This is a genomic window from Paucibacter sp. PLA-PC-4 (assembly GCF_026241155.1).
Classification (GTDB): Bacteria; Pseudomonadota; Gammaproteobacteria; order Burkholderiales; family Burkholderiaceae_C; genus Roseateles_E.
Genome location: NZ_JAPFGP010000005.1, coordinates 295,620 through 316,816, shown reverse-complemented (window position 1 = coordinate 316,816; position 21,197 = coordinate 295,620). Strand labels below are relative to the sequence as shown.

The window sequence follows — 21,197 nt, the reverse complement described above, 5'->3', positions numbered from 1 at the left end:
TGATCAGTCCGACCTGGAACCGGATGTACATCAACGACTTGTGAGTCGCGCCATCTCTTGTTGGCCAATTCTCGAGTGGCGGCTCTTCGGCGTCTCGGCCCCGGAGACCGGTTTCCGCTTTGGGTCGGTAGCGCTAAGTCGACCAAGTCCGAACCCGTCATCGAGAACCGCATCGACCACCCCAATAGATCGAGTGGCCGGACTCGGATGCGCAGCGGTCATACGAGCCGCTGCACGTTGAATGTCGGGTGACAAACGCTGCGGTCATTCGGACCGTCCAACACGAATGTCTCTGAATAGCCTAGTGCTGCCCTTGCCGTATCGACCGGCAGGTCCGCTGCGATTGCGTGCGGCTACAGACGCCGAGCAAACTCACATTGCTGTAGCCGTCCTTGTCGGTGTTCCACTTCATCAGCCTTGCTGTCGTTGTCGATGCAGACATTCTAGAAAGTGACCAGCGCGTGGAAACAACGCCCCGGGCTTACCGCTTATCGTGCAACTCGGCGGCCAGTGTTCGGGCGAGGGTTCGCACGCCCCGGCTTCCTGGCCTTCGAAGTCATCGGGGTGTTCGCTGCCCACGCACAGAATGCCCAGCCGATCGAGATCGTGTTTGGTGGGCGTTGGTACGATGAAGCAGGATCTAAAACCGCATTCGCGCGCCAGAGGCATGGCAGCTGTTTCGGCAGATTCCTTCAGGCGAACCTAGCGGTCGCTGCACTTTGGAGTCGAGTTGCCATCGAACGGGAGGGTGCGATCTCGGAGTCGCTAGACGGTTAACCAGAGCCCTACGGGAAGAGTTCCCTTGCAGGAAGCTTCAGGGCAGCCGCCAGAATCTCCACGGCATCCAGCGACGGGTTCGCTCCTCCAGTCTCGATCCGAGACATATAGGAGCGTGCAAAGCCGCAAACTTCCGCGAACTCGTCTTGCTTGTACCCGGCCGCAATCCGCAGCTCGCGGATTCGGAGACCGAAGATAACTCGCAGGGGCTTCATAGGCCGCCGATGGTGTGCTATTGTCCACCAATCAAGAACCCACTATTCGTGACATCGAGTGACTTTGAAGCGAAGTTGCTTCAGTCGGTGCCTGATCTGTGCTCCCCTCTTTCGGCTGAGATTGCGATGCCCAAGTTTCGGCGCCCAGTTCCAAGCACGGTCTGTCGCTCGGCTTCTGAATCATGTAAGGGAGCTCACCATGAAGAAGCATCTACCTCCGGTCTTCTCCCGCATCCGAGACGCCCTGCGGCGGCGCGGCAGCTCGACTCAGGACGCAGAAGACATCGTCCAGGAAGCCTGGGTGCGGCTGGCCCGCTACGAGCGGGAGCAGGTCGTCGACAAGCCCGAGGCCTTCCTGATGCAGACCGCGCTGAACCTGGCCATTGATGAGCACCGGGGACGGGTCACCCACGGCGAGCAGGTCGTACTCGAAGAGGTGATCCTGGTTGACGATTCGCCACCCGTCGAGGCCGTGGTGCTGGGCCGTGAACGCCTGGCGCGGCTGGAGCAATGCCTGGGCCGCCTGGGCGAGAAACCACGCGACATCTTCCTGGCTCACCGTATCGACGGCCTGACCTACCGAGAGATCGCCGACCAGCAAGGCTTGAGCATCAGCACGGTGGAGAAGCACGTCGCCAAGGCGACGATGCAGCTCATCACCTTGATGAAGGACTGGTAGGCGTGCGTTCGAAGGCGGAGCGGGGCAGTGCAGAGGAAGGCTCCGAGCCCCTGGTGACCCAGGAGATCGCAGCCGAGGCGGCAGTGTGGATTGCGCGGCTGCACGGGCCACACCGATCCCACCTTATGGAGCGCGAATGCCGGGCCTGGCAGGCCAAATCTGCCGCACATCGCCTGGCCTTCGAGCGCGGGACGGATCTGTGGATGGAGGCGGCGGGCGTAGACCGGGCGGCGGTGGCGCGTGCGGCGGCAGACCGACAACCCGAGCCGGCTGCAAGGGAAGGGCGGCGCTTCAAGCCATGGCCCCTTGCTGCGGCACTGACAACGGCAGTCCTGGCCCACGTGCTGGTGCTCGGCCCTTGGTGGGGCGGGGACCGCTACGACACCGGCGTGGGCGAGCAGCGCCTTGTGATGCTGCAGGACGGCACGCGCATGTCGATGAACACCTCGACGCGGGTGCGGGTGGCGCTTGGCGCTTCCCGGCGCACCGTGGAGGTTCTCGGCGGCGAGGCGCTGTTCGAGGTGGCCAAGGATGCCAGTCGGCCATTCGTCGTGCGAGCAGCGGGTTCGGAGGTGACGGCCACGGGCACGGCGTTTGTGGTGCGCTACACGCCGGCCATCGAGGGCCGTCCGGATGCGTTGGACATCACGCTGGTCGAGGGCAGGGTGGTGGTGCGCGGTGCGGCTGAAGGCTCGCCCTCTACCGAGTTCGTGCCGGCCGTGGAGATGGTGCCGGGGCAGCGCCTGCGCGTTGCCGGCCGGCCTCGTGGTCAGGCGGGAGCGTTACCCAAGCCGAAAATGGACAGGCCGCAAGTGGACCAGGTGCTGGCCTGGAAGCGCGGCGAGGCGATCTTCGACGATGTGTCGCTGCTCGAGGCTGTGGCCGAGATGAATCGCTATACCGCGATGCCGATCCGTGTGGCCAGTACGGGCGCGGTGGGCGGCCTGCGGGTCAGCGGGGTGTTCAAGACCGGCGACAACGTTGGCTTCGCGCGGGCAGTGGCCGAGCTGCATGGGTTGGCCGTGGTCGAGCGATCGGAGGGGGTGGAGCTTGTGCACCAGTAGTGGGACTGCTTGATAGCGGCGATCATGCCGCCGTCAACCCGCCGTCAGGCGGCTGGCGTTTGCCGGCGCCGGCAGGGCAGCGCGGAGTCAAGGCGCTGTGGACCTGCGATCGATCCAGGCATCGATGTCGATCTGACGCCAGGCCAGCGCCTACGCGTCTCCGGACGACTGCGGGGCTATGCTATGCCTGCAGGATGACGAACAGGGGCAAGGTCAGGAGGAGCTCAGGGCTCTTCGCAGCGGAGTTCCACCAACGCGCGACGTTCTGCGAGCGGACGGTGAATGGTTTCCGCCGGTCGACAACCTCTTCGAGATTGCAGGCCCCGCCATGATGCGCGAAGCAATCGCCGATGTCGTCGCCGAGTTGCCAATGAATTGCTGTCGCGCCGAATATCATCCTGACCCAATTAGAAGGGGGAGAATTCGATGGCACAAATCGATTCGGGCATGGATTCCAAGGTGGCGGTCCTGGTGGATTGCGACAACACCACGCCTGAGATTTTGGAGTACGCGCTGCGGGTCGTGGCCCAGTTTGGCCGGGTGGTGCTACGCCGGGGCTACGGCAACCATGCGACGCTGGCCAACAAGTGGCAGGAAGCGCTGGTGCGCCTGGCCTTCACCCCCTGCCTGCAGTACCAGTACGCCGCTGGCAAGAACACCGCCGACATTGCGCTGGCGCTGGATGCCGTCGAGGCCCTCTTCGATCAGCGCGCCGACACCTTCTGCGTGGTCACCAGCGACTCTGATTTCGCCTACCTCTGTCGCAAGCTGCGCGAGCGCGGCGCCACGGTACACATCGTCGGCGAGGCGAAGACGCCCGATGCGCTGCGCAATGCTAGCGACCAGTTCTTCGAATGGCTGCCCCCAGAGCCCCCTGCTGAGCCAGCAGGGTCGGCGGCTGCGGCCAAGGCCGCGCCGCCGGCCGCTCCCAAGCCGGCACCCAAGAAACGCCCCAAAGCCCTTCTCAATGCCATGAGCCTACTGGCGGCCGACACGCCTGACGGCCGCGTCGGGCTGGGCGCGCTGGGGCAGTACCTCAAGCGCACCGACCCAGGCTTCTCGCCGAAGGCCTACGGCCACGCCGCGCTGTCCGATATGGTTCGGGCCTATCCCGAACTGCTGCTGACCCAGGAGAACAACTCCGGTCACTGGGTCAGCATCAAACCCAAGGCCGCCGCCCCGGCGCAGGCCTCCGCGACCGCTTCCTGAATTTCTGCATGCTCGTCGACATCCAAAAGACTCTCTGGGCCACGGCCGACAAGCTGCGCGCCAATATGGACTCAGCCGAATACAAGCACTTGGTGCTGGGCCTGACCTTCGTGAAGTACATCTCAGACACCTTCGCCGCCCGCCGTGCCGAGGTGCTGGCCCGGCTGGCTGTCATAGGCCGCAGCGGCGTGGGCTCGATGGGTGTCGTCATCCGCGACTTTGCTGTTGACTCAGCCAAGGCTCGCAGACACGACCCGTCTAAGCGGAAAGTCGATAGCCGGGAGCTCCTGCCAGGCGATGTACTCGTGAACTCAACGGGTGTTGGCACACTTGGGCGCGTCGCTCAGATCGTGGAGTTGGAAGAGCCGTCGATCGTCGATTCCCATGTCATGTTTGTTCGAGCCAACGAGAACCTCACCAGGAATTTCTTAGGGCTTGCACTCATGGGCATTCAGCCCAAGATCGAACAGTTCGGCGAAGGGGCCACCTGGAAGATCGAACCCAGTCGGGGCAAGCTGGTCGGCATTAAGGCTGTGGTGTCGCCAACGCGCGTACTCGCTGCGTTTGATGGAGCAGTGATTCCCTTGCGCAAGCGCATAGCGGCGAACCAAGTGCAGGCGAAGAAGCTGGCCGCCCTGCGCGGCACCCTCCTGCCCCGCTTGATATCTGGCCAACTGCGCCCGCCCAAGATCATCGTTCCTCTCAAAGAGGCGTCGGCATGAACACTGCAGATCCACGCATAACACGCTGGAGCGCCTTCCGTGAACGCTGGCCCGCGAGCGTCCTACATGAAATGACGCTCGACCAGTACACGCAAGCCGACCACCATGCTGGCCTGTCGGGGTGGGTCAAGTTCAAGACGGATGGCCTGGGCTGGCGTCCAAAGCCGGGATCGGCTTGGAGTCGCATCGGCATTTGTGCACTCCCAGCAGATCCGAAATTGCGAGACCTGGCAATAGAAACTTATCGGAAGCGTCGACGTTTAAGCAGCGTAGACGTCGAGAGGGGATATTGCTGGCATGAGAGCATTGGAAGCGACGTGGCGGCGTCATTCGAGTCCACCAAGAGACGCATCATCGAGTTAGCTGAGGCAGCGCAGCTAGGTGATCTCAACGTCCTCAAGGCGCCTCGACTTCACGTGGACTACGAATGGAAGCTGTTCTTTCTTTATCAGGACCCTGATCAGCCGGTTTTGCTGCCTGTCCAGGAACAAGCCGACGTCCGCAGCTGGCATTGGAACAAGCACAAAGAACCGTTGCCTGCCAGTGGCGCGAGCGCAGCCGAGGCCTCCGTCTTGGCAAACCAGCGACTGATGAATCAACGCAACGGGCGGCCACTCTTCGATTACGTGGATCAATTGATAGGACAGCCGTACAGTGACGACGAGGAATCTGATCCGCCTGAGTCCCGTTCCGACGAGGCACTTCCAAATTTAGCGTCCAATCCAATGCCTGCCTTGAATCAAATCCTGTATGGCCCTCCCGGCACTGGCAAGACCTACTCCACCATCGAAGCGGCCCTGGAGGCACTGGACCCAGTCCATTTAGACAAAAATCGCGCGGACCGCGCGGCACTGAAGTCACGATTTGATGCACTCGTTTACGAACGTCGAGTCCGCTTCGTGACCTTCCACCAGAGCTTTAGTTATGAAGACTTTGTGGAGGGCCTGCGTGCGACGACAAATGAAGACACTGGGCAGATCCGCTACGAGGTGGTGGACGGCGTTTTCAAATCGTTGTGCGAGGCGGCAGCGGTCAAGGTCACTCGTCCGCAGGAGGCTGCCACGGTTGCGACTCCCTACGACATCAGAGGGCGGCGAATCTGGAAGATGTCGCTGGGCAACACGCTAGGGAGTGACGCAGCGGTCTACGACGAGTGCATCGAGAAGAGTTGTGCGCTCCTGGGTTATGGCGGCGGCGTGGACTTCACTGGTTGCACTTCACGCAACGATGTGCTGAAGCGCTTCATCGAGCAAGGTTTGAAAGTCGAAAACCCACAGACCGACTATGCGGTGACCAGCGTGGCAGCCTTCGTCACCCGCATGAAGCTGGGCGACCTGATGATCATCAGCGATGGGAATTTCAAGTTCCGTGCCATCGGTGAGGTGAGTGGCGAGTACCAATTCCGGCTGCGGAGCGAGTTCGCCGACGAGTACACGCAGATGCGCGCCGTGAAGTGGCTGCGCACTTATGAGCCCTCGCTGCCGCACGGCGAGCTAATGAATAACCAGTTCAGCCAGATGACACTGTATGAGCTGCGTTCCGGGTCCATCGATCTGGACAAGTTGCAGGGCTTGCTCAATCAGGCGTCTTCTCGCGTGCCAGCCGCAAGCGGTTTCGTCCCGGGCCCGGTGACGGACTCGACGTACGAGATCGTGCGAGCGAGTGCCGACATCGTCGAGCTTCGAAAGCCGCAAGGGCGCACGCTGTCCCTCGGCATGAGCCTCCTTCAGGAGTTGGCCCAAGCGGTTGAAGCCGGCCAAATCTCCATCGCTGATATCCGCGAGAAGCGCGTGATGGAGAAGTTGCCGAACACCAGCATGGACCCGTTCTTGGTCAACGGCTATAACAACGTGCTTGCGCCCTTGGTCGCGCATTTGATTGGCGCCGCAGGTTCAACTGACGTCATCCCCACCGCGCCGACTCAGTCGGACGCTCGTGTGCTCATCATTGACGAGATCAATCGAGGCAATATCTCGCGCATCTTTGGTGAGCTGATCACGCTGATCGAGCCCTCCAAGCGTGCTGGGGCCAGCGAGGCCTTGGAGGTGGTGCTGCCCTATTCCAAGAAGCCGTTCAGCGTGCCGCAGAACGTCTTCTTGATCGGCACGATGAACACGGCCGACCGGTCGCTCACCGGCATGGACGTGGCGCTGCGCCGCCGCTTTGTGTTCAAGGCCATGCCGCCTCGGCCTGAGCTGCTGGATGGCGTGGAGGTGGAAGGCATTCCCATCGAGCGCTTGCTGGCCGTTTTGAACCAGCGGGTCGAAGCGCTGCTTGACCGCGACCACTGCCTGGGTCATGCCTACTTCATGCCGCTGCGTGAGGCGCCGACGTTGGTCAAACTGGCCGAGATCTTCAGCAATCAGGTGCTGCCGTTGCTGCAGGAGTATTTCATCGACGACTGGCAGCGCATCCAGTGGGTGCTCAACGACCACCGCAAGCCGGAGGCGTTCCAGTTCGTTTGCGCCCGGGGTGTGGACGTTGACGAGCTGTTCGGGCCGGACGTCAACCTGGCGCACAGTCCCAAAGCCTGGACCGTTAACGACGAAGCCTTCCAGTGTGTCGAGAGCTACTTGGGCGTGATTGACCACCGCGAGGCGCAGGACGACGAATGACACCGGCGCCGCGCAAGGTCAGTGTTCGCGAGCACGCCTGGCTCTGCACCGAGCCCGTGGCCGCTTCGCTGGATCGCGCCCAGGTCAGTGAGTCAGCATTCGACTACCTATGCCGCCTGAGCGAGCGCTTCTCGCGCGGTGGCGCGCGGCTGCTGCAGTTGGAAGGCCGGCGCCGACTGAAGCTGGACAACTTCGTCGGCGTGATCCAGACGCCCTGCGGCACGGTGCTGGAGATCGTGCCCAAGCACCACGCCGAGGGCGGCAGCCTGGCCGAAGCGCGCGCACTGCTGCGCAAGCTGTTGCTGGCCTTGCTGGATCTGCCCACGCGAGATGTGGGCGTGGCCTCGCTGCAGTTGTTTGATGCGCCCTTGTCCGAGTGGGTGATGGGGCGCTTCTTGCAGGAGCTGGACACGCTGGTGAGTCGCGGCCTGCGGTTTGAGTACCAGCGGGTGGACGAGGAGTTGACGTTCCTGCGCGGGCAACTCAACCTCAACCAGCAGCTGCGCCAGCCGCCCGGGCGCGAGCATCGCTTTCATGTGCGGCATGAGGTCTATCTGCCGGATCGGCCCGAGAACCGGCTGCTGAAGCTGGCGCTGGACCGGGTACGACAGGCTACGCAGGACGCCAATCACTGGCGCCTGGCCCAGGAGCTGAGCTTTCGCTTGGCGGAGATCCCGGCAAGCCGCCAGATCGAGCAGGACTTCCGCGCCTGGGGGCAGGACCGCTTGCTCGCGCACTACAGGCCCATCAAGCCGTGGTGCGAGCTGATCCTGAATCAGCACATGCCCTTGGCCGTGGCCGGCGACTACCAAGGCATCAGCTTGCTGTTCCCGATGGAGAAGCTCTTCGAGCGCTTCGTCGCGCGGTGGCTGCGCGGATCGCTGGCAACTGGTGTCGACATGCGCACGCCGGCACGAAACCAGTCGCTGTGCGATCACCAGCAGAAGCCGATCTTTCAACTGGAGCCCGACATCCTCATCGCTGATGGCGGTCAGCGATGGATTCTGGACACCAAGTGGAAGCTGCTGGATGCCGGCAATCGTGCTGATAAGTACGGGCTGAGCCAATCGGACTTCTATCAGCTCTTCGCCTATGGGCAGAAGTACCTCGGCGGCGCTGGCCGCATGGCGTTGATCTATCCGCGAACCGAGACTTTCCGAAACCCGCTGGCCCCGTTCGATTTCGGCGGCGGGCTGAGCCTGGAGGTCTTGCCCTTCGACCTAGATCTTGAGTGTCTGGCGGGGCTGGAGCGTTTGGACCTGCCGCAGCGACGGGGGCGAATGGTTGCGTGAGAACCCAGTAGCCAAGCCAGGGCTGCTCTCGATGTGGCCGGTGGCCGTCAGGACGGGCATAAATTTCTCAAAAATCTATGTATGTCGTGACTAAGATGCATAGATATCTACGGTTTTCTATCGATATCGGACATTGATCCATGCCCGTGGTGGACATCTTCGACGCGGTCGGCCTGGACAAGCCCAACATCGGCCTGCTCGATGACGAGTTCCTGGCCCAGGTGAAGAACCTGCCGGAGCGCAATCTGGCGGTGGAATTGCCGGAGCGGCTGCTGGAGGGCGGATCAAATCCAAGTTTGCCAGCAATGTCGTCCAGCAGAAGCAGTTCTCCGAGCTGCTGGGCAATGTCATCACGCGCTATCAGAACCGTTCGATCGAGACCGCGCAGGTCATGGAAGAGCTGGTCGAGATGGCCAAGAAGTTCCGCGAAGCGGCGTCACGAGGCGAGGCCCTGGGGCTGACCGATGACGAGGTGCGCTTCTATGACGCCCTGGCCAACAACGAGTCGGCCGTCAGGGAACTGACCGATGAGACCTTGAAAAAGATCGCCCACGAACTTACTGAGAACCTGCGCAAGAACCTGAGCGTAGATTGGTCAGAGCGAGAGAGCGTGCGCGCCAGCCTGAGGCTGATGGTCAAGCGCATCCTGCGCAAGTACAAGTACCCGCCGGACATGCAGGATGCGGCGGTTGAACTGGTGTTGCAACAGGCGCAGGCAATCGGGGAGGATTGGTCTTGAGCCTGCCCCTGCCAGCACCGCACATTCCCGGCGAGCGGTAGCCTATGCATGCGGCTTGGTCTGCTCGGCCTGAGTTTCTGTGAGGTTCGGCCTGGCACCTCAACTTAACAGTCCTGAACTGGGCTATGCCCAGCCAGCTGAGTTCGAGGCCAATTGCCATCGCCAGCGCGTGGGTCAGGCCGCGACCAACTGACTTAAACCAACTGGCCTCCTCGGAAGCCGGGGCGCTTCAGACAACATCAATGGGCTGTCTTCAGCAGCCCGGCGTAGTCGCCGGCTGCGTCGCGAGAGATCTAGACATGATTGTCTAGATCTCGATAGCTACTTGCCGCTAATTGCTTTTCCAATCTTCTCGCTAACTGCGCGAGTCAAAGGGAGGTCGGCAGCCCCAAATGAGTACCAATTTTCATCCTCTCTGAAACTCTGATAAATGAAGTTGAATACACCAATCACCTTGGGGTTGAGCGAAGCGAATCCGCCATAAGCGGTCATCCGAGAAGCCAACAAGTCGTCTTCGGCAGCCGTCGGCACTGCGGGTGTGCAGGTTTGATAGTTGCAATTCCTACGCACATTCGAGTCGCCGATAAGAAACAGTCTTTGGCTTGAAGTGAGGTAATCGCTGATGTGCTTGTACTGCGCTGGAATAGAGCGGCCACCACATTCCTGCCAACTGCCATAACAGTAAAATCCTAGCCAATCAAAATTCGCCGGAATCAGATTCGTAGAAGCAAGCAGGGGCATATCCTGCGCCATGAAAGTCATGGCCAGTTTGGCCGTCGGAAAAGACCCCTTCACGATATTGGCCACTTGAGTCAACTGCGACTTCATCAGGGCTTCCGAAATGCCCTTGGTCCGCCCTTTGAAATACGGTTCATCAAGTGGATAGTAGGCGACAATATCGCCTGCGTAGGCGCCGATGCTTGAGACGTAAGTGTTCCATTGAGTAGATGCATCCGAGCGAAGGGTGTAGTCAGCATTGAAAAAAACTCGTTCCACATCCAAGACAGCCTTCATTCCTTTGAATTGCGCGTCCTGCAACCGAGCAACATCATCTGACGTGCTTGTCCCGCGAATCCAAGTAGTGTTTCCATGGGAAGCAATCAAGCCGGTTACGTTGGTGAACGGCGACATCGATGAGCCGTAATACCCGAAGTATGCGGGCCTATTGACTGGGGCCTCATAAACTCGGACCTTCCCCATGCACACCCATCCAGGCGAATTCAAAGTGGAGATTCGAACCCATTGGGAGGGCGCAGTCCCCTCTGGAATGCGGATGGTCAATACATCGCCGCCGTTTGTCGCACCGGCCACATCAGCCACCATGGTGGATGGCACGCTGCTATTTCCCACAAAAATCTGATGCCGAGTACTGACTCCGTTTTGACCTTGGCAGAGATTTAAGCGCAACTCCGACAGTCTCCGGGGGGAGCCGAGATTCAGAGTAATCCACTGTGATGCATACCCGCCAGAATTCCAATACGACGATGAGTTGTCGTAATCATAGACATTCGACGGAGCGTTTGCCAAGTACGTGCCAGATGCCTGAGCATCAATGGGAGATATAATGTTTTCAGCAAATACACGTATTTTGTGCCAAGCTACCCATGAGGGGCTTTGGGTTGTGGCTATTTTAATGTAGCGCACGCGCTTTACTGGCGTGGAAAATGCCACAACGACGTCGGTGCCAGGCACGCTATCTTGGCCAGCCGCGAGATTGGCGGACCAAGTGTTTATCAGGGAGAGTGTCCCAAGCGACGTCCCCGCCCAGATCTGATGCGTGGTTGGGCCGCTTACATCTTGTGTTGGCCTCCCGTGAATTCTGGATATTGAATATTCAGAACCAAGGTCGAGTGTTATGGCTGTGGGGTTTTGTGCGCTTGTATATGTTCCAGAGTTCCAATATAGATTATTTTCGGTGTCATATGAAATCACATATTGTGGCGAAGTGCCACTCATAGTGCTCGTTGCAGACGCTGAAATCGGCTGAATCTGAAACGATGCAGCCGCAGCCCTCGACTCGTTAAGAATCGGTGGAGTTTGAGCGCCAACGCCCCACCCACAGGCTAGTATTGAACCTCCCAAGAGCAATCGCGACGCACTCGGAAATAACTTATGCAAATTCATATATCCCTCCCATAAGGCATAAAAAATATAGACACCTTGCTTTGCAAGTGCTTTGCAGAGCGCAGTTATTAGAGAGTTCGATGCTCACGGAGTCGATCCCACTTAGGAGGTGGGCACTTCAAAAGATGTGAATTTACTCACGCTATTCGAGGCGACTGCGATGGAGAATGAAAGCTCGTCTGTGACGATCCTCGGCAGGATGCCCGGCATGTTGGCGCTGACCGCATCGACCGCCTTGCCGAACTGCTTGCAATGCTCTCGCGCCAGGGCTTGCGTACGGAGGACCTTGTTGATGCTGGGTCGCACTGGAACCATCTGGCTTCGAACCCGTGACGGTAATCTGCATGCAATCCGATGGACTCGCGAGCATCCCCGCAATGCGGCGCTGCCGATTCGTCCCGAGAAATCCCAGGTGGCGTTGTCCGTCAAAGTCCGTACGGCCAACAAAAAAGCCACCTCGCGGTGGCTTAACTTGTTGATTCTTATGGTGCGCCCGGCTGGGATCGAACCAGCAACCCCTGCCTTCGCAAGGCGACATCTGCCGGTAGCCCGGGCAAGGCGCCCCGCAATAGAGGCAAGTCACTTGGCGCACCCCCTTCCGAGGGATTGAAACCTCCTGACCGCTCACTACAGTCGCCAGCAGCAGTCCTCCGAGGCTGCATCAGGGAGCGGAGAAAATCATGTGCAAAACCTTGCCGCGCGTGCTGCGCGGAGTGCTGCTGTGCGCTGGCCTTCTTGTTGTCTCGTCGATCGGCCTTGCTCAATCATCTAGTTCAGCCGCATTGGACTTGACGGCATCCACTGCCGCTGGCCAATCGCAAGAGCTCTACGTTCAGACCGCGCAAGCCTCTAGCACACCGTCGACGACCGTGTACATGGAGCAGGGGCAGCTTGCCCGTGCTTCGCAGAACGTCACGGCGCTGGGCGCGGATCTGATGGGTGACCGTGTCAATCTCTACACGGGTGCACTGGAGTTCAACCAAAACGATGTCAGCTTGCCGGGCAATAGCGGCCTGGCCGTTGCCTTGAGCCGTCGCCTGACCGCCGGACGCTCCGAGATGGTTGTCGGCCACTTCGGTAACTGGGACCTCGACATCCCGCGCCTGCAGGGCGTGTTTACTGCGAGCCAGGGATGGGTCAACGGCGCCGGGGCCACCAATCGTTGCTCCCTGTACAGCCAGCCGCCCACGGCAACGGGTGGATCAAACACCAGCTGGTGGGCTCTAGAGTATTGGCAGGGCAACACCTTGCAACTGCCTGGTGGCGGTGGTGGAGAAGTACTGACGCGCTCTTCCACCAACACTGCCAAGCCAACTGACGGCCAGATCTACCCACTCGTGACCCTAGGCGGTTGGCAGTTCCGCTGCCTGTCCAGTCTGGCTTCGGGAGCCGGTGAAGGGTTCCTGGCCGTCGCACCCGACGGCACGCAGTACCGCTTCGACTGGATGGCGTCGCGCTACTACCCATCAATGCGGCATGAAAACGGCGCGATATTGCTGCGCCGTGAAGTCTGGCTCATGCCGACGCTGATCACCGACCGCTTTGGCAACACGGTGACCTATAGCTACGACCCTGCCAACCCTTGGAAGCTGTTGCGCATGGAAGCCAGCGACGGCCGCTATCTGCAGCTCAGCTATGCCCCTCTTGGCAATACGGTGGCGGTGCAATCGGTCAGCGATGGCAGTCGGACCTGGAACTACGACTACAGCGCGGCCGGTGAGCTCGAACGCGTGCGCCAGCCGGATGGGTCTAGCTGGCAGTTCAACCTCAGTGGCTTGGTGCGGCCACTGACCAATGAAGAAACGGGTGCCACCTGCAACTGGGCCGGAGCGGTACCCAGTGGCACCTACAGTGGCACCATCACCCATCCTTCGGGGGCGGTGGGTCAATTCGTCACTGCCTTCACGATGCATGGACGCGCCGGGGTCGACAAAGTCTGCCGCCAAAAGCGGGCCGAACCCGATGCGCCGACATTCGCACAGTGGCCGCATCAACTGATCACGCAGGCGCTCAGCAGCAAGACTATCTCCGGTCCGGGTCTTGGAAACGAGACCTGGACCTACACCAGCAGCTCAGTCGGCAGCTGGGCACCTTGCAGCGGGTGCAACGACAAGCGCATCGTGACGGTCACAGACCCGCAAGGCCATGTGACCCGCCATGTCTACGGCAATCTGTTTCGCGTGAACGAAGGGCAACTGCTGCGACAAGACCAAGGCTGGAACGGCAGCACGGCGCTGCGTAGCACCAGCTACGCGTATCAGTCGCCGTCGGGCATGAGCTATCCAGAGCCGGTTGGCATCAGCCCCTCCGACGTGAGTGACGACTTGGCTTCCCGTCACCGTCCCCAGCGTCAGCGAGTGATTACTCAACAGGGCACCAGTTTCAGTTGGACAGCCAACAGCTTCGACAGCTTCGCCCATCCTACCAGTGTCACACGCAGCGGACCGAGCGGCAGCCGCAGTGAAACCATCAGCTACTTCGACCAGACCGCGCGCTGGGTGCTGGGTCAGACCGACGCCGTCGTGTCCGGTGGACTGACGGTGCTGGACCATGACTTCGACCCCAGCACCGCCTTACCGACCGCGGTCCGCAAATTTGGCGTGCTGCAGCAGAGCTACACCTATCACGCCGATGGCACCTTGGCCACGGTCAGTGATGGCAAGAGCCAGACCACCCACTACAGCGACTACAAGCGCGGCCTGGCTCAACGCATCGACCATGCTGACGGCAGCACCCAGAGCGCCCAGGTCAACGACATTGGCCTGATCACCAGCCTGACCGACGCGGTCGGCTACACGACCGGCTACAGCTATGACGAGATGGGTCGGCTCGAACAGATCACGCCGCCAGCCGGATGGAACGCCACCAGCATCGTGTTTGAACCGGTGGGTAGCAGCGAGTACGGCTTGAGCAGCGGTCATTGGCGCCAGACCATCAGTCGCGGCAATGCACGCACGATCCGCTACTTCGATGCACTGTGGCGTCCGGTGATGACGCGCACTTTCGATGCTGCTGACGAGGCGGGCACGCGCAAGGTCGTCGTTCGCAGCTTCGATGTCGACGGACGCAAGGTCTACGAAAGCTATCCGCAGCGTGATGCCGCCAGCGTCAGCAGCAGCCTGCCTGCTGGCACCCGTACTGCCTATGACGCACTGGGGCGCGCCTTTCGTAGCGAGGCCGATAGCGAACTGGGCGTGCTGACGAGTACGACGGACTACCTGGATGGTTTCCAGACCCGCACCATCAACCCACGTGCCAAAGTGAGCACGCAAGGCTTCTGGGCTCTGGACAATCCCGACGAGGCCGCGCTGGCCACTGTTGCGGCGCCGGCCGGCGTGAACCTCAGCATTGATCGTGACGCTTTCGGGAAACCCAGCGCCATTACGCGTGGCGGCCTCCATCTGGGACAGTCGATCAGCGTGATACGTAGCTATGTCTACGACAGCGGTCAGCGCTTGTGCAAGACCATCGAGCCCGAGCTCGGTGCCACCGTGCAGGACTATGACGGTGCCGGCAACCTGGCTTGGCGGGCGCCGGGCCAGAGCCTGCCGAATGCGAGCAAGTGCGATCGAACCGGTGTGGCGGCGGCAGCGAAGATTTCCTACGGCTACGACGCGCTTAATCGCTTGACGAGCACGGCCTATGGCGATGGCAGTCCCAGCATCAGCCGCAGCTACTGGCCAGACGGCAAGCTCCGCGATGTTAGTACCAGCAGCGGCTCCAGTTGGAGCTATGCCTACAACGCGCTGCGGCTGTTGAGCAGCGAGACGCTTGGTTATGGCGGCAGCAGCCATGAGTTGAGCCGCAGCTATGACAGCAATGGCAATCTGAGTGCCTTGGTCTACCCCTCTGGCGGACCGACGCTGACCTACAGCCCGAACGCGCTGGGCGAGCCCAAGAGTGTTGGAGCCTACGCCAGCGCCATCAGCTTCCATCCGAACGGCGCGGTGGCGGCCTACCGCCTGGGCAATGGCATCCAGCACACCCAGAGCCAGAACCTGCGCGGACTACCACTGCTCAATCGCGACGCCGGCGTGGTGCAAGACCTCTACGCATATGACGCTAACGGCAATGTTTCCAGCATCACCGACCAGCAGGAAAACCTGTTTCATCGCACCTTGGGTTATGACGATCTGGACCGGCTGATCAGCGCCAATGCGCCCAATGTCTGGGGCAACGCCAGCTACAGCTACGACCCGATCGACAACCTGCGAACGGCAGCGGTAGGCAGCCGGTCCAGCACGCTCTACTATGACGCGACGAACCGGCTGAGCAGTGTCGTCACCAACGGCGGCACGACGAGCTATGGCTACGACGCCCTGGGCAATCTGCGCAGCAAGGGGCTGCAGACCTTTACCTTCGACATCGGCAACCGCTTGAGTAGCGCCAGCCTGGGCGGCAGCTACGTGTATGACGGCCACGGGCGGCGCATCAAGATCGTCACGACCGATGGCAGCACGCGGCTGCAGGCCTACAGCCAGGACGGTCAGCTGCTGTGGGCGCAGCGCAGCGGCGGCGCCTCGGTACCGGCGGTGCTGGTGTACGAATGCCCGGCGGGCACGACCTTGTCGGGTGATCGATGCCTGGGCAGCAGCAGCGTCTCGGCCACGTTGAGCTACAGCTGCCCCGCCGGCTACACCTTGTCAGGCAATCAATGCAGTCAGAGCACACAAAGCAGCAGCCCGGCGACGGTCAGCTACAGCTGCCCTGCGGGCTACACGCTGTCTGGCAACCAGTGCAGCCAGACCACGCAGAGCAGCGGCCCGGCCACGGTCAGTTATAGCTGTCCGGCGGGTGGAACTCTGTCTGGCAGCGAGTGCCTGAGCAGCACCAGCGTGGCCGCGACGCCCATCTATTTGTGTCCCGCTGGGTACCAACTCAGTGGGTCCAACTGTTCGCGCGCCACGGTGAGCGAGGCAACGGCCAGCTATAGCTGCAATGGCTATGTGAACTATGACCCTTACAGCCCAGGCTACTGCTTCACGAACTATGTGAGAGGTGAAATAGAGTACGAGGCCGTAGCCAACTGCCAAGTTGAAGCCAACGCCCGTGGTCTGCGGTACGGCCAGGTTCAACGTGTCTATGAGGGCCTTTATCGTTGCTATCTGGCGGCAGCTATCAGCTACAGCTGCCCTGCGGGCGCGGTACTCAACGGCAGTCAATGCTTGGGCACCGAAGTTCAGAATGCCAGCGTCACCAGCTACAGCTGCAGCAGCGGTAGCCTCGTTGGTGGCAATTGCGTCACGACCACCGCCAGCCCCGCCAGTGCCGCCTACAGCTGCCCGAGTGGTCAGTCATTGTCGGGTCAGACTTGCCACACCAGCAGCACGAGCACCATCGCCGCCCAAGCGAGCTACAGCTGCCCGAGCGGCCAGGTGCTCTCAGGCCAGACCTGCTATGCCGGCGGCAGCAGCACGATCCCGGCCTACACGAACTACAGCTGCCCCGGCGGCTATGTCCTCCAGCCCAACAACAGCTGCGTTGCCAGCAGCAATATCGCCGCCACGCCGCGCTACACCTGCCCGCAGGGTGGCACGGTCAGCGGCAGCCAGTGCCTAGGCGGCACCAGCTGGACTTATTACATCCACCTGGGCGGCAAGCAGATCGCCGAGACCAGTGCGGGGGTGACCCAGTATGTGCACACCGACGCGCTCGGCAGCCCAGTGGCGCACAGCAACGCGGCGGGCGGCATTCTCAACCGCAGCCGCTACGAGCCCTATGGCAATGTAGCCCAGGGCACCAAGCCCAGCCCGGCCACCAGCGTGATCGGCTTCACCGGCCATGTGCAGGATGCCGAGACGGACCTGGTGTATTTGCAGCAGCGGTATTACGACCCGATTGCGGGGAGGTTCCTGTCTGTTGATCCAGTGGTCACGAACACCAAAACAGGTGGGCACTTCAACCGCTACGTATACGCGGAGAACAACCCATACAAGTACACCGATCCAGATGGCCAGGCGCCACACATCGCGCTTGGAGCAGTGATTGGCGGGATCGCAGGCGCAATCGGTGCCGCACGGGCGCCAGACGCGAGCTTCGGCAGCATCGCTCTCGGTGCTGCGGGCGGCGCTCTCGCAGGCGCGATCTCGGCTGCGGCGCCGGTGACAGGCTTCGCGATGCTGAAGGGTTTTGTCGCGGGTGCAGCAGGCAATGTTGTTGGGCAGGCCGTGGGCAGCCCAGGGCAGGTGCCGAGCGTTTCTCAGGCTGTCGCGCAGGGCGCTGTCGGTGCGCTCGGCGCTGGGGTAGGACAGGCGGTTGCGGCCTACACCGGAATCGGTTTAGCAAGTGCCACCAGTCAAGGCGTAGGGACCACGGTCGCCACAGCGGTAAGTACAGCGATCAACGTGGCAATGCCTACCAGCGCGGGCGGTGTGAAGGCACCGACCCCGGCGCCAGCCCCGGCGGCAAACCCTGCACCTAAAATGGTTGACAAAGAGATTGCAAAGTAGATCGCACGATGGACAGCATTCTTGTTCTCGCCGTACTTGGCCTCGCTCTTCACATCTTTGTTGGTGTGTTTGCAGGCCGGGTGCTTGTTCGTCTCACCGAATCCAGCGACCACAGCCCCGGGCGAGCGTCACAGTGGGTTGTGTACGTGCTTGGCTTGGTGCTGATGATCGGCTACGGCTTCGCGGCGGGGCATCTTGCGAAAGCGCTTCGCAACCACGACGCGATCCTGGTGTCCTTCGCGGTCATCATGCTTGCCACCGCTCTCATCACTTACCGGCGCCTCCGTGATGCTGCGGCAAAGCCTTGAGCCGTGCCCGACCACCGATCTTCTTGCCGCCCTGGTCCTCGCAAGGCCCGGTACCAGGTCTTGCCTATTGCCTGACCACAGCCGTGGTCACCTGCCCGACGTCAAGACATCCCGCAACGCTGCCCGGCCACTTGTGTGGCCGCCTGGGGCTCTGGCAAGATCGGTCTCGCAAAGACATTGCAGCCGGTTCGTCCGACTGCTTACCGCCCACCGTGGCCCCTCGGGGCGTAGTGGATCACGGTTCATCATCAGGTCCTAATCTGTAGTCAAGACCTGGCCCTAGGAGGAGTCTGGAAACACCAGTGTTGCGGATATGCCGCGCTACACCTCTCCGCAGGGTGAGTGAGTCAGTTTCAGCCGATGTCTGAGTGCCGCGAAGATCACAACTTACTGCTACACAGAGCGGCGCTAGATCGTGGGGGTCAGGCTTGACCATGTTCACTTTGGAGGGCCGACCCTTATCTTGCTCTTCCGGCCTGCAATTGCTGTAGTTGGCTAGTCTTTCGAATGCGTGCCTTACCGGGCGGCGAGGTGACGCGCTTCAGGCAAAAGACCGCCCAGACCTTGAATAAGCTAGGGAGATGAAATGAAGAAAAGACGATTGGCATTTCTGGCGTTGTGCTGCGCAACCGGCGGCGCCAGTGCCGAGTATCAGATCAGTTTTGTCCGAGGGGACATGACTGCATCGGTCCAATACTCGAACTACCCGGCCGTGACGGAGGTGCAGCCCATCAACCCCAACGTGCCACCCACAACTGGCCTGCGGGCTGTCGCCGAATCGTTCTATGGCGTGAGGGATCAGGTGCAAGCAAGTCTTGGCGCGGCATTGAATAGGCAGGCCAATGCCCTCGGCGGTACGTTTACGCCGCAAGCCCTTTCGGGCCCCATGCGGATCGCCTTGAGCGGCAGTGCCGCTGGTCAGGAGGCGAAGGCGACGATCACGTACTTTGACGGTTGGCTGCGAGTGCCCAAGTCGTTCCTCGGTGGTGTAGTGACGGTTGATTGCACGGCCTTAATCAGCCTGTCCGGGACGCAAACCACGATCCGGTACAACCCCTACACGCTCCAAGTCGATGAAAATTCCTCGACCGCTACTACGGACGCGAGCTACAGCATGGTGTCGTGCGAGTCGAATTTGCACTTCTTGCCAATTGTTGGAAACTTAATCGAAAAAATAGCTGTCGACTACGCGATTGATGGCTTGAATGCCGCACTGAAAAAGGTACCGGCTCAGATCCTCTCTGGGGCGATCGGGCTGGTCAATGATGGCTTGAGCAAAGTCGCTTCAGCCTACTCGGCGTGGACTCCCATTCATCCTGGCGGCGGGGCTCCTTCGGTCAAGAGCTACCTTGCTAGCAACGCGGCCTACTTCCTGAACGGAAGAGCGCTGTCCTTGCAGATTGATGAAGCGCCGCGCCGCTTCGAGAACCCCACTTGGGGAAGCCCGGTGAGCTCGAATGTCTATCGATTCCGGGCAGACGCGTTCAAGCTTGACCTCTCGGATCACAACAGCTCGCTGACACTCAAGTTGACGGAGGAGCGGGACTATCGGTACATCTGGACCTGTTCAAAGCCTGTCGGCCAGCAATGCCCGATTGATCATTGATCACTGGTAGGCGAGCGGGCGATGTGACCTGCTCTCCTCCTTGCCATACTGGCGTCACGGCAGCGAAGCCCGTCAACCAGGAGCACTACCGTCGGCCCAAACAGAAGCCACTACTCAGGCCGCTTGGTAAACAACACGCGGTACTTGAGTCCAAATTTGAGTCCAAGGCGCAGACGGCTGAGTGCAGAACCCAGCATTCATGCGGCCTAGCAGTCAACCACCGTAATTTGTATCGATGCCCATGCCGGCAGTGTCGTCGGATTGACCTCCACTGCCGGAAAGAAATCTCACTGTTCTGGGGTGAAAAGGCTTAAACGAAGTCCTTCTTGGCCGTCTCCTGGGTAACGGGTCTGGAACTCAACTCCGTGGCGGGCGTCTCTCTCGAAAGGCTCGGTGAATTTACTGCGATAGTTAAACCAGAGGGTCGGCTTGCTGCGTGCGCCAACGATGATGGCTTCGATGGCGGCCTCATTGGGGAGTCCGTGGACGTCGCCGTTCGTGCTAATTAGCCAGTGGTCTGCGTCGACCAGTTCCATGAATTCAGAGGTGATGTTGTTGCGGCTGCCGTGATGCGAGACCTTGACTGCATCAACCTTAAGGAAAGCCTGCCCATCGACGAGCATCTTTCGGATGGAGTCGCAAACAATGTCGGCATGCGCATCTGCCAGAAACAGGCATGTGCGGCCACGATAGGACGCGAGGAATGCGATGCTGCTGCCATTGGCCTTCGATCCATCGTGCCCCCTCAGTTGCTTCTGAAGTTTGTCGGTGATGTCCTCGGGTCCCAGAGACAACTCGCTACCGTGGTACTTCGTGGTCTTGACCAACTCTTCCCAGCCCGACTCAAGGTCACCGGGATCGGCCTCCCACGCCGCGACGTCCCTCTCCCATTGCGTCGCCATTTCTAGTAACTTGCTTCGATTCGGGGAAAGCAGAGTCAACTTCATTCCGTCTGCCAGCGGTATCTCGATCAGGCAACCGCTATCGGGCAGCATGACCGCCTCGCCCTTGAAGGCCTTGTTCCAGGACGCAGCATTACGTCGATGCAGCAGCGCGCTGAGGAACTCGCCATGCTTGCCCCCAAGTGGCCTTTCGCCTGAGCGCATGTGCTCGTAACCATTGAACCAAATCTCTTGGGGTTGGATGAGCCACTTTGCAACCGGCGGCGCAAGCAAACGGATGACCCCTTCGATATGGTCCGTATCGACATGCGTGATAACCAGTAGCTCCACATTCCGATCGTCGTCGGGCAGCTTGTCCAGATGTGCGGAGATCGCCTGCCATGCGTTGATCGGCCCGGCATCGACAAGGACGCGGCGCCGTTTGGTTCCGTCGCCATACTCGATCCACAGCGCGTCACCGTGCTTTGCCGGAAGCATGTGGATGTCGAACTGCACC

General features: G+C 60.7%; 11 protein-coding genes and 2 pseudogenes. 10 read left to right on the top strand and 3 right to left on the bottom strand.

Annotation, left to right across the window (positions count from 1 at the left end; genetic code table 11):
- Positions 1-785: 785 nt before the first annotated feature.
- On the bottom strand, positions 786-992 hold the full coding sequence (locus OOZ63_RS10505; RefSeq protein WP_266005398.1) for a helix-turn-helix domain-containing protein: 207 nt from the start codon (positions 990-992) through the stop codon (positions 786-788).
- A gap of 199 nt (positions 993-1,191) precedes the next feature.
- On the opposite strand from OOZ63_RS10505, the gene OOZ63_RS10500 reads away from it, so the two are divergent.
- The 7 genes and pseudogenes from OOZ63_RS10500 to OOZ63_RS10470 form a co-directional block, all read left to right on the top strand.
- Positions 1,192-1,671, top strand: coding sequence for an RNA polymerase sigma factor (locus OOZ63_RS10500; RefSeq protein WP_266005397.1), 480 nt, complete (start codon positions 1,192-1,194; stop codon positions 1,669-1,671).
- A gap of 2 nt (positions 1,672-1,673) precedes the next feature.
- Positions 1,674-2,735, top strand: coding sequence for a FecR family protein (locus OOZ63_RS10495; RefSeq protein WP_266005396.1), 1,062 nt, complete (start codon positions 1,674-1,676; stop codon positions 2,733-2,735).
- 426 nt (positions 2,736-3,161) lie between these two features.
- Positions 3,162-3,944 carry an NYN domain-containing protein gene (locus tag OOZ63_RS10490; RefSeq protein ID WP_266005395.1) on the top strand — a complete coding sequence of 261 codons (783 nt, stop codon included), beginning with the start codon at positions 3,162-3,164 and terminating at the stop codon, positions 3,942-3,944.
- 8 nt (positions 3,945-3,952) lie between these two features.
- Positions 3,953-4,111: pseudogene (locus tag OOZ63_RS10485) on the top strand (type I restriction-modification system subunit M N-terminal domain-containing protein); the annotation flags it as partial.
- 551 nt (positions 4,112-4,662) lie between these two features.
- Positions 4,663-7,281: an AAA family ATPase gene (locus OOZ63_RS10480; protein ID WP_266005394.1), complete on the top strand. Its 2,619-nt coding sequence runs from the start codon at positions 4,663-4,665 to the stop codon at positions 7,279-7,281.
- Positions 7,278-8,573: an McrC family protein gene (locus OOZ63_RS10475; protein ID WP_266005393.1), complete on the top strand. Its 1,296-nt coding sequence runs from the start codon at positions 7,278-7,280 to the stop codon at positions 8,571-8,573. Before OOZ63_RS10480 ends, OOZ63_RS10475 begins: the two co-directional genes overlap by 4 nt.
- 146 nt (positions 8,574-8,719) lie before the next feature.
- Positions 8,720-9,312: pseudogene (locus OOZ63_RS10470) on the top strand (DUF3387 domain-containing protein); the annotation flags it as partial.
- A 321-nt stretch (positions 9,313-9,633) separates the two neighbouring features.
- Here the strand turns inward: OOZ63_RS10470 and OOZ63_RS10465 are convergent.
- Positions 9,634-11,004, bottom strand: a complete 1,371-nt coding sequence (locus tag OOZ63_RS10465; protein ID WP_266005392.1) for a discoidin domain-containing protein — start codon at positions 11,002-11,004, stop codon at positions 9,634-9,636.
- Between the two features lie 1,112 nt (positions 11,005-12,116).
- Here OOZ63_RS10465 and OOZ63_RS10460 point away from each other — a divergent pair.
- The 3 genes from OOZ63_RS10460 to OOZ63_RS10450 all read left to right on the top strand — a co-directional run bounded on the left by OOZ63_RS10460 (position 12,117) and on the right by OOZ63_RS10450 (position 19,799).
- Positions 12,117-17,885: an RHS repeat-associated core domain-containing protein gene (locus tag OOZ63_RS10460; protein ID WP_266005391.1), complete on the top strand. Its 5,769-nt coding sequence runs from the start codon at positions 12,117-12,119 to the stop codon at positions 17,883-17,885.
- 8 nt (positions 17,886-17,893) lie between these two features.
- Positions 17,894-18,193 carry a hypothetical protein gene (locus OOZ63_RS10455; RefSeq protein WP_266005390.1) on the top strand — a complete coding sequence of 100 codons (300 nt, stop codon included), beginning with the start codon at positions 17,894-17,896 and terminating at the stop codon, positions 18,191-18,193.
- A gap of 586 nt (positions 18,194-18,779) precedes the next feature.
- Complete coding sequence (locus OOZ63_RS10450; protein ID WP_266005389.1) at positions 18,780-19,799, top strand: hypothetical protein; 1,020 nt, start codon at positions 18,780-18,782, stop codon at positions 19,797-19,799.
- A 287-nt stretch (positions 19,800-20,086) separates the two neighbouring features.
- Here OOZ63_RS10450 and OOZ63_RS10445 read toward each other — a convergent pair whose 3' ends face one another.
- Positions 20,087-21,196 (bottom strand): ComEC/Rec2 family competence protein, encoded by a 1,110-nt coding sequence (locus tag OOZ63_RS10445; protein WP_266005388.1) that lies wholly within the window; start codon positions 21,194-21,196, stop codon positions 20,087-20,089.
- Position 21,197: the final 1 nt, after the last annotated feature.

Excerpts from the sequence above, each read along its gene's own strand:
- OOZ63_RS10505 (WP_266005398.1), bottom strand. The coding sequence starts at position 992 with ATGAAGCCCCTGCGAGTTATCTTCGGTCTCCGAATCCGCGAGCTGCGG.
- OOZ63_RS10500 (WP_266005397.1), top strand. The coding sequence starts at position 1,192 with ATGAAGAAGCATCTACCTCCGGTCTTCTCCCGCATCCGAGACGCCCTG.
- OOZ63_RS10490 (WP_266005395.1), top strand. The coding sequence starts at position 3,162 with ATGGCACAAATCGATTCGGGCATGGATTCCAAGGTGGCGGTCCTGGTG.
- OOZ63_RS10480 (WP_266005394.1), top strand. The coding sequence starts at position 4,663 with ATGAACACTGCAGATCCACGCATAACACGCTGGAGCGCCTTCCGTGAA.
- OOZ63_RS10475 (WP_266005393.1), top strand. The coding sequence starts at position 7,278 with ATGACACCGGCGCCGCGCAAGGTCAGTGTTCGCGAGCACGCCTGGCTC.
- OOZ63_RS10460 (WP_266005391.1), top strand. The coding sequence starts at position 12,117 with ATGTGCAAAACCTTGCCGCGCGTGCTGCGCGGAGTGCTGCTGTGCGCT.
- OOZ63_RS10455 (WP_266005390.1), top strand. The coding sequence starts at position 17,894 with ATGGACAGCATTCTTGTTCTCGCCGTACTTGGCCTCGCTCTTCACATC.
- OOZ63_RS10450 (WP_266005389.1), top strand. The coding sequence starts at position 18,780 with ATGAAGAAAAGACGATTGGCATTTCTGGCGTTGTGCTGCGCAACCGGC.